Source organism: Chroococcidiopsis sp. SAG 2025 (genome assembly GCF_032860985.1).
GTDB lineage: Bacteria > Cyanobacteriota > Cyanobacteriia > Cyanobacteriales > Chroococcidiopsidaceae > Chroococcidiopsis.
The window spans coordinates 4,516,915-4,534,304 of sequence record NZ_JAOCNC010000001.1 but is presented as its reverse complement, the minus strand read 5'-3'; the positions used below and the strand labels follow the sequence as shown (position 1 = coordinate 4,534,304).

Sequence of the window (17,390 nt, the reverse complement as noted above, 5' to 3'; positions counted from 1 at the left end):
CGAGCATCTGTTTCTTCCATCTCATCTATATTGCCACGCTACCCAATTCGAGCCGAAAAATAATAGCGATGTCTACCTGAGTAATTTTTCCATGAGACTTATTATCGCAACTCATATCTACACAGAAGTTATCCGATTTCCGTTCAAGTAGGGGCGATCGCAGTATGTAGAATATCTGCTGCTAGTTTAAACTTCAATTTGCTCGTAAGCGGATAACTGGGGCGCTTTATCTCGTCCTTCGTACTCGCCAAACTGCCCGATTAGCTTTGCGACTAAACCCGTCCATCCAGTTTGATGACTAGCACCAATTCCCGCGCCGTTATCACCGTGGAAGTATTCGTAAAATAGAATCAAATCTTGCCAATAGGGATCGGTTTGGAACTTTTGGGTTCCACCACAAACGGGTCGATGACCAGATGTGTTTTTCAGAAAAATCTGAATTAACCTTCGGGATAATTCAGCAGCGACTTCCCACAAAGTCATCATTTGACCGGAATCCGTGGGGCATTCAACTTTAAAATCGTCTCCCAGATAATAATGAAATTTTTGCAGGGATTCAATTAGGAGAAAATTCACGGGAAACCAAACGGGACCGCGCCAATTAGAATTACCCCCAAACAAACCGCTACTAGACTCTGCGGGTTCGTAATCAACTCGAAATTGAGTACCATTGACATGAAAAATATAGGGATGTTCGGCATGGTAGCGAGAGATTGCCCGAATGCCATAATCTCCCAAAAACTCAGTTTCATCCAGCATCTTTTGCAGAATTCGCCGTAGCCGATCGCGGTAGACAATTGCTAGCAATCTTCGCTCTCCTACTCCCTCAGATTTCATGCAAGCAATATTTTGAGTCAGATCGGGGCGATTTTGAATAAACCACTCCACTCGCTTTTTAAAGCCTGGAAGTTTTTGTAGCGTTTCTGGCTCGATGGTTTCTACCGCAAATAGCGGAATCAGCCCCACAAGACTTCGCACTTTCAAAGCAATCTGTCGCTCGTTAGGTAAATGCAAGACATCGTAATAAAATCCATCCTCTTCATCCCAAAGCGATGCTTCCATTTCGCCAATGTGGTTCATGGCATCAGCAATATATAGAAAATGCTCGAAAAATTTGGTGGCGATGTCTTCGTATACAGAATTGGTTTGTGCTAGTTCTAAGGCGATCGCCAGCATATTCAAACAATACATCGCCATCCAGCTTGTCCCATCGGCTTGATCGATGTGTCCGCCCGTTGGGAGAACGGCACTGCGATCGAACACGCCAATATTATCTAATCCCAAAAATCCCCCTTGAAAAACGTTTTTACCCTCGACATCTTTACGATTTACCCACCAAGTAAAATTGAGCATTAATTTCTGAAACACTCGCTCTAAAAAAGCGCGATCGCTGTGTCCGTAAATCTTTTGTTCGATTTTGTAGACGCGCCAGGTTGCCCAAGCATGGACGGGTGGGTTAACATCTCCAAATGCCCATTCATAAGCAGGAATTTGCCCGTTCGGATGCATATACCATTCCCGCGTCATCACGTCTAATTGGTATTTGGCAAAATCTGGGTCGATCGTTGCTAAAGGAATAGCGTGAAAGGCGAGATCCCAAGCCGCAAACCAAGGATATTCCCACTTATCGGGCATAGAAAGAATATCGTCGCTGTAAAAGTGAAACCATTCATGATTTCTGGCTTTTTTGCGATCGGGTGGCGATGGAGGTGCAGCTGGATCGCCCTTGAGCCAATCTTCGACAATATAGTGGTAGTATTGCTTGCTCCAAAGCATTCCGGCAAATGCTTGGCGTTGCACGTTACGCATATCCTCGCCCAGTGGAAAGGGAGTAATGCGTTGATAAAATTCGTCGGCTTCTCGCTGGCGGGTGGAAAAGATTGCATCGAATGCCGCAAATGGAGATTCCCCCAACCCCCCAAGAGACAGCGGGGGGCAATCAGATCCTTCTAATCCTGCTTGAGAAGGGGGGCAAAGAGATAGATCGCTTAGTCGCAATTTAATAATTTGAGTTTCGCCTGCACCGATCGATAATAGATAATGAGCCGCAGCTTTAGTGCCAAATTGATTTGGGTTTACTGCCTCCTTTCGACCCTGCACGATGTAGTCATTAATGCCATCTTTTACGTAAGCAGAAGCATTAGGGAAATTAAATAATCGTGCGGTATTCGTTTCATTTTCTGTAAATAAAAGCTCCGTTTCCCCCTGACAATACAAATATCTTTTTCCCAAAGTGGGATGAAAAGCCGCGATCGCGCTTAAACCGTTACCAGATTCAATTTTTGGCGTTGCTGAATAGAGATATGAACTATTGAGGAACTGGAACATTCCAGAATTTGAGATAGTGCAGTAACAATCGAATTGAATATTTCAGCATTTCTTCTGATTTGGAGTAGCACAGTGTCTTTCGATGCAGCCGAGCCAGATAGTGCCTCAGTCTTGTATTTTCGGACTCAACTCTGGTCATATAAGTCTTACTGACAATTTGATCGCCGTCTGGAATAAAACCTGGATAAACACTCCAACCATCCGTAACATAAAAGTAGCACCGCCATTGGGCAACGATCGCCCATAGCGGGGCAAAGGTTTCAGCACTATGGTCGCCCAACGCCCAACCTAAAATCCCTGAAGTGAAGTGATCTACTGCTGTCCACAGCCAGATTTTGTTTTTTTTGCACCGACGAAGGTTTCTAGTTCATCTAGTTCACCGACTTGGGGGACTGTTTCTGGGGCATCAGCATCAGGCAGATTGTTACCTACTTGCTTGAGCCAGTGAATGATTGTCGTATGATGAACACCTTTAACTCGTTCAATTCCTCGAAAACCGATGCCATTCACATACATTTTCAAGCATTCCCGTTTGACTTCATCGCTGTAACCTCTGCATGTTTCATAGTGTTCAATGAATTGTCGCCCACAATCAACACAAATGTGGTTCTGTTTACCTCGCTTGATGCCATTCTTCCGAATATGAGTTGATTGGCACTCTGGACATTGCATCGCAACTTACCTCAATTCATACCTCTATTATGCAATGCCCAATTTTTTGTAGAATCGGCTTGTTCTCATCTTTAGTCCAAGACCAAGTGTTACGAAACCATAGTGTTGGTAAAATATGTAGCGTTTTTGCTTCTGCTCCCCTGTTGATTACCTGAATTTGAATCAGAATATTTTCAGCAGAATGCTTGGCATATTCGATAAAGACATCAAAGTAACGATTTTCATCAAAGATACCTGTATCTATTAGTTCGAGTTCTGGCTCTCTACGATTTCTTCGTCTATTTTCTTCCACTAATTGACTGTAAGGAAATGCTTGATGCGGGTATTTATAAAGTGCTTTCATGTAAGAATGAGTCGGGGTATTGTCAAGATAAAAGTAATATTCTTTGACATCTTCCCCATGATTTCCTTCATTACCTGTTAGACCAAAAAGTCTTTCTTTGAGAATTGGATCTTCGCCATTCCAAAGCGCGATCGCAAAACACAATCTTTGATGGTTGTCGGAAATACCAGCGATGCCATCTTCACCCCAACGGTAGGCACGCGATCTCGCTTGGTCGTGGGTAAAGTAGTCCCAGGCAGTACCATAAGAGCTATAGTCTTCGCGGACTGTACCCCATTGGCGATCGCTCAAGTATGGACCCCATTTGCGCCAGTGCGCTTCGTGTTTCAGGGCTGCTTTTAACCTGATTTCTTCTTGGGTTAAGGCTGTCATCATAAGTCTTCCTTAGAAAATTCAAAAGTGAAAAGTGAAAAATAAAAGCTGCGCTTAATTAACTACTAGTAGTTACCAAGATAATATTTAATATTTTGGTTGAAGAATTTTAGAAATGCGATCGCCCTGAATACAGGCTAAGCAAAAATTCTGAATTCACGCTGTTATTTTTCCACCAAACGCATGACGTGACCATCGGGATCTCGCACTAAAAACCCTTTTTTAAAGCCTAACTTCTGCCCAGGAATGACTACGACACTAGGAGAAATAAACGTAGCTCGATGTCGTTGCAACTTTTGAGCTGTTGCTGCTGCATCTTTCACGACCAGTGTAGTTTGCCAATGCAATAAATCGTTAGGACGAGCATCAGTTGGGAAAGGTCGCCCATCTCTGGGGGTGAGGTATTCGAGAAACTCAATTCCAGGGGAAGCAAGGCGCGATCGCAAACTACTAATATGCAACCTTGCCCCAAATACGTTGTTGAGATACTCTTGTTCCGTACCGTAATTTTCACTTTTTCCCGCTAGCCTCATACCCAGGAGATCGCGATAGAATTTCAGGCTAGCTGCGGTGTTAGAAACAACGATCGCGGTGTGGTCAATGCCTAAAAATAGTTGGTTTGTCGGCTGTTGCCATTTTGGATCGCCTTTATCTGGGGGAAAATAAATAGCTTCTAGGTAATGACCATCCGGATCGCGAAAATAGAAGGCTCGAATTCCTGCTGCTGCTTTGTTCCAGTCGGGGATGCGTTGCGGGGCAGTGGAGGCGTATTGTACTTTAAACTTGCGTAAGTGTTGGTAAGCTTTATCCATATCGCTAACAGCAATCGCAATATGTTGAAACCAGCGATCGTGACTGCGCGAATCAACTGGAAATGGTTTGCCCTTGGGGGTGAGATACTCAGTTAACTCGATAAATTCGCTACCTAGCTGCAACCGTACCACGCGCATTCGCACGCCAAACAATCCTTGTAATTGTTCGTATTGGGTTCCCAAAACTTCTACATCCGAGACTTTCTGGAAGGAAAGCACTTGAGAATAAAAGGCGATCGCCCGATCCATGTCTGCAACTGTCATGCCTACCGATTCTACAGTAGTCACATCTGACCGAGCTGGCTGGGTTACAGTCGAAGCTAGCCGATCGCTTGGCTGTGAATATACTTGAGTGTGTGTAGTAGCAATCGCGACAAATGTACCAACTGCGAACAATATTCTGGCGATTTGAGTTAGTTGCTTAGTCATAACTGTAGTGCTACTTATCAAAGATCGAGGACAATTCTTGCCGTTTTAGGTTTAGAAATACAAATTAGAACCGCACCTTCATCAACTTCTGCCGTTGGTGGTTCTTGATAAGCAACCTCACCTGCTTGGATTTTGCACTGACAAGTGCCGCAGATACCCATACGACAACTGTAGGCAGGATCGAGATCGTTAGCTTCAGCAAATTCCAGAATTGTTCCTTCAGTCTCGCGCCAAGTTAAGGTTTTGCCCGATTTAACAAAAACAATTTCTGCTGCTGCAACTTCCTCATCCCCACTTGCAATAGAAAGTTGTTTCTCGGACGTGGCTTTCATCGGTTTACCAAAAGATTCAAACAAGATGGAACTACTAGCTACTCCCGATTTCTGAAGTCCTACCATCAGAGACTCCATAAAAGCTGGAGAACCACAGAGAAAATACTCAGCATCTTGCCTTACTAAGCTTTTAACCAGAGCTGCATCTACATAACCGATACCGTGATAATGTCCTTCATCTTCCGATTGCGGACGGCTGTAGCAAAAGTGTACGTGTAGGTTAAGATTCTGCTGTGCGATCGCCAATACTTCATCTCGAAATGCATGAAATCGACCATCTCGCGCCCCATGCAAAAACCAAATTGGTCGGTTGAGATTGAGACGACTACAAGCTTTTACCATACTGAGCATGGGAGTAATTCCCACACCATTGCTAATGAGTACGACTGGTAAAGACTTGTTGATATCGAGAACAAATTTACCTTTGGGCGGCTTAGCCGGAACGATCGATCCCTGATGGATGCGATCGTGCATGAAGTTAGACGCGATTCCTGGTGGTACATCTAACCCTTGGGGAGCTGGTTCCCGCTTAATTGAAAGGCGATAGTATTCGCAAGGTTCGGGATAATCTGAGAGCGAATAGGTACGAATAATTGGTTTGGCTTGCCCAGGAATGTCTAGTTTGATGGTTAAAAACTGCCCTGGTTGAAAGCTAGGAATTTCACCGTTATCCTCTGGTTTGAGATAGAACGAGGTGATTTCCTCGCTCTCTTTTACCTTGCGAACGACAACAAAATTGCGCCAGTCCTGCCAAGTTGTGCTAGCAGTTGTGGGTTGAGCGATCGGTGCTTTTGTACTGACCCTTCTAGCCGCAACTAAACCAACCAGAGCGCCGCCACCAGTTCCCAGTAATGAAGCATACACGCTCAATCTAGCTTTGTCTCTAACATTTACTAAACCAACGACTGCACCAGAAACAATAGTTGCGATCGCAAATGCCGCGCTTGCTCCCGTAACAGTTCTGAGGACGGGATTTTGAATTTGTCTAAGACTTGCAAGCATCAATTCTCTCCTAGTAGTCACTGGTCACTGGTCACTGGTCACTGTCCCCGATAGCCACAGCGAAAGATGCAGCGTTTGTTATTGTGATGGTGGAGTTTGGCGCAGCGGACTGCTTTACGCCCTTTGAGGCGCACGTAAAGTTCGGCTGCTAGCAGCATCCCTAACAGTGGGGCAGTGAAATAAATCCAAATTGCCGTCCAAGTCTGCGCCCCAATTGCCGAAGCAAGGGTACGGGCGGGATTCATGCTCATACCTGATAATGGTGCTTCTACCGTGATGTAAGTTGCAACTAATAAGCCTGCAAATAGCCCAGTAAATCGAGCTAGTTTTGGGATATTCGATACAAATAGAATCGTCAGCATTATGCCAAAGGAAATTATTAGCTCGGCGCAGAAGGCAACACCTACACCAGCTTCCCCAGGAACAGTTACAACATAATTGACTGCTGGATCGGCGATCGCATCTCTCCATACCACTGCAACTAACCACAGTCCCAACAATCCGCCGACAAATTGCGCCACGATGTAGAAGAATGCATCCCATCGTTTAATCTTGCCCAAGCGCCAGAATGTAAATGTAACGACTGGATTGATGTGCGCTCCAGACTGCTTACCCCAAGGGGAATAGACGATCGCGATCGCGGTTAAACCCATTGCTATCCCAATAATGCAACGGCGTAATAACGGCTCGACAATTGCTTGTCGCAGCGGCGACGCTGGATGTTCTAGCAAGGCTGTCACAACACTGGCAGAAATCATAAAAATGCCAAGTCCTGCAGCTTCCATCAAATATTCGGGATAGTGACGGCTCAGAGCGTTCATATTTAACAAGTCAAAAGTCAATGCCATCCCTTACCGAAAGTTGCTCGACGATAAATTTAGCAACGTATTCGCTTTGACGACCTTGGCGGGGAGTACCGAGAATGACGGGAATAAATAGAGGTGAGTCTGACATGAATCGATTCTCCTTACTGCTCTTGATAATTCCAAAGCAAGCCACCATCGACAAAGAAAGTGCTACCCGTAACGTAGTCAGCATCGGGGGATGCTAAAAAGGCAACCAAAGAAGCAACATCTTGCGGTTGTCCCAAACGACCGAGGGGAATATTTTTCAACAATGCACCCAACTTTTGGGGGTTGTGCAAGAGCTGGGTATTGATTGGAGTTTCTATTGCGCCAGGTGCTACGTTATTAATTGTGATGCCCAAAGAACCTAGTTCGACTGCTAAGTTGCGAGTCAGCATTTTTATGCCACCTTTACTAGCACAATACGCCGTGAAGTTAGGAAATGGCAGTTCCTCATGCACCGAGCTGATATTGATAATTTTTCCAGATCTTTTAGTTTCAATTAGGTGTTGTACAAAAGTTTGAGTAGCAAAAAAGACTCCTTTCAAATTCACATTCATCACGGTATCATAGTCAGCTTCCGTAATTTCCCAAAATGGAGCGTGTTTTTCAATTCCAGCATTATTAACTAAAATATCTACCTTGCCAAAATACTCGATACTTTCGCCAATCAATTGACGTACCTCACGTACGCTACCTAAGTCTGCTTGAATCGTATATCCCTGGGAACTGGGACATTGAGCCATGTAGCATCTACCACCAGCAGCTTGTACTTTTGCTAGGGTTTCTGCCGCTCCTTCTGGATGCGAGCGGTAGTTAATGACAACATTTGCCCCTTCTTGAGCAAGACGCACGACAATTCCCTGTCCGATTCCTTGACTGCTACCTGTTACCAGGGCAACTTTACCTTCAAGTCTCATACAGTTCCTCCTTGAATAGATAGCAATTAGTTCTCAGGTGAGTGGCATAAGTAATAATCGATATCGTTCGTGGAAAGACCGAGCGAACTCATGACTAAATACTGATTGTTAAGTCATGCTTGAGCGATTTCGTCATGAGCAATTGCTCTATGCAGCTTAAGTTCATTGTTGCTCGATTGACGAACTGATGAATGATAACTCTTTAAAAGCATCAGTTAGTAGAGCTGAGATTTTGGCTAGAAATTTCTTATATTTTTCTCAGTAAAATCTAATTTTTCCAGATTTATGCTGGGGCGAGCGATAGATGCAGGCGTTGGGGCAAGGTGGGTGTGTGCTGATGCACTGTATGGCACTGACCTCGGCTACGGCAATTTATTGAAGCGTGAGGACTGCATTACGTATTAGCAGTAAATTGTGACCAAACAATTTGGGTAGACAAGAGTCAACACCCTTGTGGATGCAATTATGAGGAGAATAGAAGAGTCAGCGATCGCAACAAAACAGTATTTCTAAAACCTTTAACGCCTGCGATCGATATTAATTTAGCTCTAGAGAAACACCATTATGGCAACTGTATACTTGGTGAGCCTGATAAAACCATTCAAAGAATTTACTTAAACTTTGCTGTTTTCGTTGAACTTCAGCTTTGTTGTCGGCGAAACAATCAACTTCCTCTAAAAATACTTTAGTTGCGTGTAAGCATAAATGGCTGGCATCACGTAACTGTTGAAAATCAATTTTCTTTAGCTCTGATTGCCGACTACGAATAGCATTGAAGTAATTGATCCGAATGTCTAGCCAGCTACCCGGTGTAATCTTGTGTACCATTTGTCGCGCTGGATTGCTGAGAAAATCTAATCCCATTGATGCCGCACGTTGATTAGTTAGATCAAATGTTTCTAAGTTCCACAAATCTGCTGTTAAGTTGGGAAGCTGGCAATTGGTTGCTAGTAGTTCGGATTTAGACATAAAAGTTTTCAACCATTCACACAGCAGCGCCAACTCTAAATTATTAGAAATCGGTTGTAATTGTGTTTCTATTTTCTGTAATAAAATATAAGCTTGACCAATAGAATCAGAAACATATTCGTCAAAAATCTGACTTTCTGCGTTTTCTAATAAATATACGAGCGTAATTGCCGCTGAATATAAATGTTCGATTAAAACTTGACTACCAACACGTTCGCGGTGTATTTCCAGTAGAACATAAGAGTAATAGCTTTGAATCATTTTAGAAAATAGACTGACTATAGCTATAGTGTAAGGCTCGGTAGATATGTTAAAGATTGAGGCACTTAAAAGCTGAATATCTTGGAGATAACTATATAAAGTTTGAGCGGTTTGAAAAAAAGCATGGCTAAAAGTCAGTTCGGTTTTATCAAGTGTATGAATGAGTGGTAGAGTAATTTTTTCTTCTGAATTACTAGAAAAATTTTGTTGCATTTATCCTCCAAAAAAATCATGAGTTCAAAGGGAGCCTTAGTTTTGATGTCACTTGAAGTTCCGATTTCCGATTATTAACTGAGGCGGTTGCATCATGCTGCCTTATCTCATTTTCAAGCTGACTGATGTTAGCAGAGAGAGTTAAGTATGATTTCTGGTGCTATCACATCTATACTCCGGTCAAATTAAAATCTTGTCAATTCAGTGTTAGTGCCATCATTTGTCAATCTAGTAAAGTTCAGAAAAGTTCTGGAGTTGAGATTCCTTTCTATTAAGAAATTTTTTTTTTAATAACAAACGTGGTTTGAAATACTGAATTTGCAGTAGCTTTTGTTGTGAATTTAGCTTGTAGTCAGCAGTCAGCAAATTAAGTTGCTTGCCTTGTTTGAGCATAGATGAATGCTATTCCTAGTAACTTGCATTAGTGGTTTATTGGTGTAAAGTGATGAGCTACGTCCAGCCTATTTATCGCAACCGAGATGATGTAACGATATCTCCAGCGATCCCAACTAAGTTACAGTTTCAACGCCGCGATCGCTTACCAGAAAATCAAGAAGTTTTATGGCAAATTGAATCCGGGGTTGCCCGCAGCATTACTTGGAGTCATGAAGGTGAGTTGGTTTGCTTGGGCTACTGGGGAGCGGGAGATGTTGTAGGACATGCACTGTCACGAGTGCAGCCCTACGAAATCCACTGTCTAACAAATGTAGAAGTCAGTCGCTGGAACCGCAATCAGTGGGTGCAATTAACAGATGCGATCGTTCACCACCAGCAGCAAACTGAAGAACTACTGAGCATTATTCATATCAATCCTATATCTCAAAAATTGTGGCAGCTCCTGGTGTGGTTGAGTCAAAAATTCGGTCGTAATGTTGACAACGGGCAGACGCTTGAGCTGCCACTCACCCATCAACAGTTGGCTCAGACGCTGGGTACGAGCCGAGTGACGGTGACTAGAGTTCTCCAGCAGTTAGAAGCAGAGGGAAAAATACGACGGCAGCGGCGGCGACTCGTTGTAACATGAAACACCAAGGAGACTCAACATGGATAAACCCACCTTCGTTTACGTGACAAAATTATGAATGGTAAAATTGAGCATCAAATCATTGAGGTAGAGGAAAAGCTCAGGCTGGCAATGCTGCACTCTGATGTGAAAGCATTAGATGAATTGCTGTCGCCTAGAGTACTTTTTACAGATCACCTGGGGCATTTGGTAGGAAAAGAGGAAGATCTCGCGGGTCACAAGTCTGGCGCTCTCAAACTCAAGTCACTGTCGGCTTCCGAGCAGCATATTTTGTTAACAGGTGATGTGGCAGTCGTCTCAGTAAAAATGCAATTATCGGGTAGTTATAATGGTACGCCCACAAATGGCATTTTTCGTTTTACTAGAGTTTGGTCGCAGTCTCAGGATGGGACTTGGCAGATTATAGCTGCACATTCCGGTATAGTGTCCTAACGCTTTACTACTCCCTGCTCTCTGCTCCCTGCTCCCTGCTCCCTTGTTGGTCACTTTTCTTACAGTGAATTTTGTGTCACAATTAAGATTATTTCTCATTTAAGTAGGGAGAATAGCTCGCTGGATTACTAAGCGCCAGCGCGCTCGCTGTAGCTTCGGCTATCTGATGATGAAACTAATTATCATCAAACTATGATAAAAATTCTGACAGATACAAACTGGAATGAATTATGCCAAGAAACTTCTTTTCAATTGAAGGGTTTTGAAACTATCGTCCAGGGAAAAATTCCAAATGTCTGTAATACCTACGATTACTGGGCAGAGTTATGCAACGGATTATCTCTTTCGATACATGAGGTAGAGTTAATTGACGATCTTGTGTGGATTAAAGATAGATTGGATAATTTGCAATTTGGGCTGAGTTTTTTTCGCTCAGGAAAAGTGGCGATTCAACGTCACAGTTTAACGGATCGAATTGACGAATCAGTAGGCAGATATTATTCAGAATGTAACTGCGATTTTCAAGAAACTGAGTGGTGGAAAGCCGGAGAGAAGTTTTCTCGAATTTATCTAAAAATTGAACCGCAGCAATTTTTTCAAAGTTTTGGCGAACAAGAGATAGAACAGATCCCAATTTACCTACGCCAAGCTACGATTAGCGATCGCGTACAACCTTACTACCAACAATGGGAAACTACACAGCAAATGTGGATGGCGTTGTGTAACATCTTACAATGTCCCTATCAAGGCTTGATGAAGCGAATGTATCTGGAAAGTCAGGCAATAGAATTAATCGCATTTCATTTCCAACAATTTCAGGAGCAGGAAATATGCGATCGCAACTTTTCAGCTAAGAAGTTGAGCGATATTGACAGAATTTATCAAGCTAAGGAGATTTTGCTAAAAAACTTAGAAAATCCACCTAGTTTGATAGATTTAGCACGGCAAGTCGGGCTAAACGAGTTTAAATTGAAGCGTGGGTTTCGGCAAGTTTTCGGCACATCTGCATTTAAATATTTGCACGACTATCGACTGGAACAAGCAAGGCAGCTTTTGGCATTGGGAGACATGAATGTTGAAGAAGTAGCATTGAAAATCGGTTTTGACAGTCGCAGTTACTTTGCTTCAGCTTTCCGCAAAAAATTTGGCTTGAATCCCAAACAATACTTTCAGCATTATCAAAAATCCCTCTAGCGTTCAAAAAAATCCCGCTAGCGTTCAAATTAAAAATACCGATCGCCTATTATACATACACTGTCAATTTAGTTAGGAAATTTTCCTAATACTACCAAGCGGTGTGAGGAAGTGTAGGTAGAGCGATGAAGTTAGATAAATTGTGTCAAAGTCTGCTACTGACAAGTGCGATAACCCTAACGGGATGCTTCGCTTACGCGCTTTTGCTCGGCACTCCGGCAACAGGCGAGGAAGTGGGAGAGGAGATTCCAGCAGTTAACAAAATTCCCCAACCCAGTCAAGTCGAGCTTCCGGCGACAAACGCTCAAATGTTGGTACAGCAACCAACGCCAACCAACCCACCTGCAACACCAGAGGATGTTGTATCAATTACAGGGGTTGTGGCAAATCCTACCGAGAAAGGTGTAGAGATAATTCTACAAACCACTCAAGGCAAAGTACTCCAACCTGTAACTGTTGCTTTGGGCAGAACGTATATTGCGAATATTCCTAATGCTGTACTAGCACTGCCACAAGGAGAATTTCGTCAAGATAACCCTACAAGTGGCATTACTCTTGTGAGAGTGACTCAGGCTACTGCCAATAGTATCCGAGTCGCGGTGACGGGGGAAGCAGCCTTGCCGCAAGTGCAGCTGTATGACTCGCCAAGTGAGGGATTGATTTTCAGCCTCACGCCAGGTACACCCACCGTCCAAACTCCGCCGCCACCGGAGGCTGTAACCCCACCAGGAAAACCGCCCGAAGATGACGAGCAGGAAATTGTGGTGACAGGGGAGCGGGATGGCTATCTCGTCCCCGATACTAATGTGGGAACGAGAACCCAATACGGTTCATTTAAGGCTACGCTGTGCTGAGGATAAAGAAAATAGGAGGATTGGTTCGAGAGGGGGTGGCTCGATGTCTTGGCTTTTTTGAGCGAAACTTGGATACAGGTTTTTTTACAACTCTGGGATTGGTACGAGAAACTCGTTCAGGTAACAGAGTGTCTAAAATCTCTACAGTTAACCAACTTAAAAAAAGGGGAGTTCTTGTGATTGCAAGCGTTGAAATTTCGGGATAGCACGACGAATAACTCGCAATGTCCCAGTGAAACTCAGACGCAAAGGAGTGATACCCGCGCTCTTTGCAGCTTGAAACATCAATAACCGCACAGCCCAGTGTCCTAACAACCACCCGTAAACTTCCTGCACAACTTCACGCGGTTTTTGAGAGCGAATATGAGTTTTTCGTCCTGATAAATGTACTTTGAGTTCATCAATAGTATTTTCTACTTCCCAGCGTTGATGATATTCAATCGCCAGTAGTTGAGCCGGAAATTTCTCCAATTCCAATAAGCTGGTAATTAAGCGATATCTTAGTTGTTCCTCTGGGTTGTCGGTATTACCAATTGTGTATTCAATCACTCGGACTTGTATGGGCTGGCAAGCTTTTGAGCGGAATTTAGCAGGTGGATAAATCCAACTCAGATAAGAACCATCCGCCAGTGGTTCTTCGCACAAAAACTTGACATTTGCGGGAATTCTTCCTAAATAATCGCTACCAGTTGTGACAGTTGCTTGCACCATTGCATAAGAATGTAACCCTCTGTCCCACATCAACAACATCCCTGAACTCACGGAGCGTAATAATCTTAATGCCCGCACTCGTTCTCCTATTCGATATGGACACATCAATGCATCAAAGATTAAATGTGTTCCTGCTTCTACCAAAATGACTAATCGCAGTTTGGGAAATGCGGCTTGTGTGCCAGGACGGCTGCTCGGACGACCAAAAACTCTCGCATTTTCATCGCTGTCTGGCAGATCGAAGCAAGTCCGATCAATTACCACAATTCGCAATCCATTGAGAAATGCTCCTTTGGTATCGGTGCTAGCCATTGGTCGCACCAGTTGATGGAACAATTGACTCATCACCCTTGGACTTAATCGTTGTCGGGCTTGCGTTATTGCTGATTTACAAAAAACTCGCCAGTATTTCCCCACTTTCACCCATGCTTCGCTCAGCCCATCAATTAAGTTTTTCAGCACATCTCTCATCGAATCTCGTGACCACAGACTCATCGCAATTACCAAACAAATTACCAATTGTGCTGGTAACGAGCGTTTACGTTGTTCACAAACTTTAGTTTTAGCGATCGCTTGCTCGATCTCCGTGGATGGGATGGCTGCCTCTATCGCTTTGAACACATCACTACTTTGTATCGTAGGAGACAACAATGAGAAATCCTTCAGATGCACTACACTCACTTTCCATTCTTGGGAACAATGCTTAATTTACAACACTTTGAGCCTTAACTGAACCGTAGTGAACGAGAACCGATACGCCATTGCGCGATATTCCCCAATCAATTCAAATCATTCCGCAACAGGTACTAGAAGAACAACAAGTTGACAGCCTCAATGAAGCACTCAGAAATGCCCCTGGTGCGATCCAAAATACCCCTGATGACACTCCTATATTTAACTCGTTCACGATTCGAGGTTTTTTTGCTGGCGAGGGACAAAATTTCACTAGGAATGGATTGAATTTGCAATTTGCAGATTCGGGAACAGCAATTTTCTCGAACATCGAACGGATTGAAGTTCTCAGGGGGCCCGCTTCAGTTCTATTTGGTGGGGGTAATCCTGGCGGGACGATTAATGTTGTCACTAAACAACCTTTGCGCGAACCTTTTTACTCGGTTGAAGCATCTGCTGGCAGCTACGATTTTTACCAAGGTGCGATCGATTTAAGTGGTCCGTTGAATGATTCCAAAACAATCCTATACCGACTGAATGCCTCTTATGAATATGGCGAAAGTTTTTTCGATTTTGTCGAACGAGAAACTCCATCTGTTGCAGGTGTTTTAAAGTTTGAGATTGGCAAAAATACGGATTTAACGTTCGACGTGCAGTATGTCGAAGCTACTGTGGGTAGGGGTTCTGGTCTTCCCCTTGAGGGAACGATATTACCGAACCCAAATGGCGAAATTCCCAGAAATCGCAATCTCTCCAATCCAGATGGTAGATTTTTTGCCAATACTCTCATCGCTGGGTATAACCTGGAGCATCGCTTTAGCGAAAACTGGTCGTTGCGAAATGCTTTTTACTTTTCTGACAATGATTATGGATACAGAGACATTAACGATCCTGTTCCTGATAGCCTCGAACCCGATCTAAGAACTGTACAGCGTGAATTTAGTGAGGCTACTATCAAGTCACAATCCTTCGATCTCGTGACAAATGTTGTCGGTCGGTTTTCCACAGGCTCTATTCAGCATCAGCTACTATTTGGTGCCGATTTGAGACGATTTGATGTTGAAGCTAGCGACCCTATCTTCGACGCTTTCCGAGGAACACCCATTGACATTTTTGACCCAGTTTCCAGTAGGGAAATATTTGAACAAGTTTCCCCCCCTGGCAAAACCACCACGTTAACCGATTCGTTGGGGATCTATGTTCAAGACCAAGTAACCATCACAGATAATCTCAAGTTATTACTAGGTGGTCGATTTGATGTTTTTGAGCAGACTAATGAAGATCTGATCGAAGATACTGAAGAATTTCAATCGGGAGATGCCTTTAGTCCTCGCCTGGGCGTTGTCTATCAACCAATAGAGCCAATTTCTCTTTATGCTAGCTATACCCGCTCTTTTGCTCCAAGCTATGGCAGATCTGCTAATGACGAGCCATTTGAGCCAGGACGGGGGACGCAATATGAGGTTGGGGTAAAAGCAGATATTAACGACAATCTTTCTGCCACGCTTGCATTGTACGATCTAACCCGTACCTACGTTAACAGTCCCGATCCCGATAATCCTGATTTTGAAATCCAAACAGGGGAGCAAAATAGCCAAGGTGTCGAGCTATTTGTTTCGGGTGAAATTTTCCCAGGATGGAATGTCATTGCTGGTTATGCTTACACTGATGCCAAGATTACAGCAGATGAAACGTATGAAGTTGGTAATCGGATCAATAATGTTCCAGAACACAGCTTCAACTTATGGACGAGCTATGAAATTCAATCTGGAGATTTGCAAGGATTGGGTTTTGGGATCGGGTTTTTCTACGTAGGCGATCGCCAGGGAGACTTAGAAAATTCATTTACGTTCCCCAGCTATTTTCGCACGGATGCGGCTATCTTCTACAAGCGCGGTCAATTCAGGGCAGCACTTAACGTCATCAATTTATTCGATGTCGAGTATTTTGAAAATTCTAATGCCTCTTTCCCTGTTTATCCAGGAGAGCCGTTCACTGTGCAAGGGACGCTAGCATGGGAATTCTGAAAAGTCGATTTCGGATAAGTTATTTATTACTGGCTGCGATCGCAGCGATTACTTTCGCTTGCAGCCAAAACACGCCTGATACAATTATTTCCTCAAAATTGTCTCTAGAAAACTGCCGCATTGTCAAACATGATATGGGTGAAACCTGTGTGCCAATGAATCCACAGCGCATTGTTGCGCTATCTCCTGAGGACAATATTGATCCTCTAGCTGCTCTCGGCATTAAGCCAGTTGGATATACGAGCTACGTTATGAGACGAGACAAAAGAGGAGGTCTGTTTGGAGCCTCGTGGAATGATATTCTAGGCGCAAAATATGTTGGTACCCCCTATCAGCCTTCCCTCGAAAAAATTTTAATGCTTAAGCCTGACTTAATTTTGAGTCACTCCAGACCTCCTGAGTATCAGTTGTTATCTGCGATCGCCCCTACAGTTCCAGTCCCCGATCTGCGCGATCCACTAACGAACCAGGTATCTTTCAAAGAAATATTTCGGTACACAGCAAAAATGCTAGATCGAGAAGAAAAAGCGGAGAAAGTTCTCAGTCAATATCAGCAACGAGTTAATCAGTTGAAGGAGCGCTTAGGCGATCGGTTACAGCAGTTAGAGGTTGCTGTGATTTTTTATGGAGAGGACATTATTTATACGACTAACGATCGAGCTAAAATTTTACCTCTTGTTGTTTTTGATGATATTGGATTACGCTATAAATCTTTACCTATTGATGGAAACAACTCCGAGCCGCCAATCAGTATTGAAACGATCGATGAATATGATGCGGATGTGCTATTTATTGTAGACAATGCCGAAAGTCCATCTAGCTTTTATTTACAACATCCCCTAGTTGGTAGCTTGAACGTCGTGAAAAATCATCGAGCCTATGTTGTCGATCCAGAAACTTGGAGCGCACAAGGCATCACAGGTGCGAATAAAATATTGGATGACTTGTTTAAATACTTGCCCAAGGGTACATAAATTT

At 43.6% G+C, this 17,390-nt stretch carries 14 protein-coding genes and 2 pseudogenes; 6 read left to right on the top strand and 10 right to left on the bottom strand.

What is annotated here, in order from left to right; translation table 11 throughout:
• Positions 1-186: 186 nt before the first annotated feature.
• The 9 genes and pseudogenes from N4J56_RS22060 to N4J56_RS22020 form a co-directional block, all read right to left on the bottom strand.
• A complete protein-coding gene (locus tag N4J56_RS22060) occupies positions 187-2,328 on the bottom strand; it encodes an MGH1-like glycoside hydrolase domain-containing protein (RefSeq protein ID WP_317108392.1) in 2,142 nt (713 codons plus the stop codon).
• Positions 2,309-3,000 (bottom strand): IS1 family transposase gene (locus N4J56_RS22055; protein WP_317104780.1). Its coding sequence is split into 2 segments (ribosomal slippage): positions 2,309-2,676 and positions 2,676-3,000, totalling 693 coding nucleotides; the frame shifts between segments, so codons are not numbered across the junction. Before N4J56_RS22055 ends, N4J56_RS22060 begins: the two co-directional genes overlap by 20 nt.
• A gap of 40 nt (positions 3,001-3,040) precedes the next feature.
• A pseudogene (locus N4J56_RS22050) lies at positions 3,041-3,715 on the bottom strand (glucosidase); the annotation flags it as partial.
• 164 nt (positions 3,716-3,879) lie between these two features.
• Complete coding sequence (locus tag N4J56_RS22045) at positions 3,880-4,956, bottom strand: VOC family protein (RefSeq protein ID WP_317108390.1); 1,077 nt, start codon at positions 4,954-4,956, stop codon at positions 3,880-3,882.
• Positions 4,957-4,973: 17 nt separating this feature from the next.
• The gene (locus tag N4J56_RS22040) at positions 4,974-6,290 is read right to left on the bottom strand and encodes a 2Fe-2S iron-sulfur cluster-binding protein (protein ID WP_317108389.1); all 1,317 of its coding nucleotides are present in this window, start codon (positions 6,288-6,290) and stop codon (positions 4,974-4,976) included.
• 38 nt (positions 6,291-6,328) lie between these two features.
• On the bottom strand, positions 6,329-7,111 hold the full coding sequence (locus N4J56_RS22035; protein ID WP_410500563.1) for an MIP/aquaporin family protein: 783 nt from the start codon (positions 7,109-7,111) through the stop codon (positions 6,329-6,331).
• A 16-nt stretch (positions 7,112-7,127) separates the two neighbouring features.
• Positions 7,128-7,244: pseudogene (locus tag N4J56_RS22030) on the bottom strand (NADPH-dependent FMN reductase); the annotation flags it as partial.
• 13 nt (positions 7,245-7,257) lie between these two features.
• Positions 7,258-8,055 (bottom strand): glucose 1-dehydrogenase, encoded by a 798-nt coding sequence (locus N4J56_RS22025; RefSeq protein WP_317108386.1) that lies wholly within the window; start codon positions 8,053-8,055, stop codon positions 7,258-7,260.
• 537 nt (positions 8,056-8,592) lie between these two features.
• Positions 8,593-9,498 carry a hypothetical protein gene (locus N4J56_RS22020; protein ID WP_317108385.1) on the bottom strand — a complete coding sequence of 302 codons (906 nt, stop codon included), beginning with the start codon at positions 9,496-9,498 and terminating at the stop codon, positions 8,593-8,595.
• A 445-nt stretch (positions 9,499-9,943) separates the two neighbouring features.
• Here N4J56_RS22020 and N4J56_RS22015 point away from each other — a divergent pair, with 445 nt between their 5' ends.
• From N4J56_RS22015 to N4J56_RS22000, 4 genes are all read left to right on the top strand, one after another.
• Complete coding sequence (locus N4J56_RS22015; protein WP_317108384.1) at positions 9,944-10,522, top strand: Crp/Fnr family transcriptional regulator; 579 nt, start codon at positions 9,944-9,946, stop codon at positions 10,520-10,522.
• Positions 10,523-10,576: 54 nt separating this feature from the next.
• On the top strand, positions 10,577-10,954 hold the full coding sequence (locus N4J56_RS22010) for a nuclear transport factor 2 family protein (RefSeq protein ID WP_317108383.1): 378 nt from the start codon (positions 10,577-10,579) through the stop codon (positions 10,952-10,954).
• A gap of 192 nt (positions 10,955-11,146) precedes the next feature.
• The gene (locus tag N4J56_RS22005) at positions 11,147-12,148 is read left to right on the top strand and encodes an AraC family transcriptional regulator (protein WP_317108382.1); all 1,002 of its coding nucleotides are present in this window, start codon (positions 11,147-11,149) and stop codon (positions 12,146-12,148) included.
• 125 nt (positions 12,149-12,273) lie between these two features.
• Positions 12,274-13,002, top strand: coding sequence for an AMIN domain-containing protein (locus tag N4J56_RS22000; RefSeq protein WP_317108381.1), 729 nt, complete (start codon positions 12,274-12,276; stop codon positions 13,000-13,002).
• 156 nt (positions 13,003-13,158) lie between these two features.
• On the opposite strand, the gene N4J56_RS21995 is transcribed toward N4J56_RS22000, so the two are convergent.
• Complete coding sequence (locus tag N4J56_RS21995) at positions 13,159-14,295, bottom strand: IS4 family transposase (RefSeq protein WP_410500401.1); 1,137 nt, start codon at positions 14,293-14,295, stop codon at positions 13,159-13,161.
• A 179-nt stretch (positions 14,296-14,474) separates the two neighbouring features.
• Here N4J56_RS21995 and N4J56_RS21990 point away from each other — a divergent pair, with 179 nt between their 5' ends.
• Both N4J56_RS21990 and N4J56_RS21985 read left to right on the top strand, forming a co-directional pair.
• A complete protein-coding gene (locus tag N4J56_RS21990) occupies positions 14,475-16,412 on the top strand; it encodes a TonB-dependent siderophore receptor (RefSeq protein WP_317108380.1) in 1,938 nt (645 codons plus the stop codon).
• Positions 16,400-17,386 (top strand): iron-siderophore ABC transporter substrate-binding protein, encoded by a 987-nt coding sequence (locus N4J56_RS21985; protein ID WP_317108379.1) that lies wholly within the window; start codon positions 16,400-16,402, stop codon positions 17,384-17,386. Before N4J56_RS21990 ends, N4J56_RS21985 begins: the two co-directional genes overlap by 13 nt.
• The last annotated feature ends 4 nt before the right edge of the window (positions 17,387-17,390 follow it).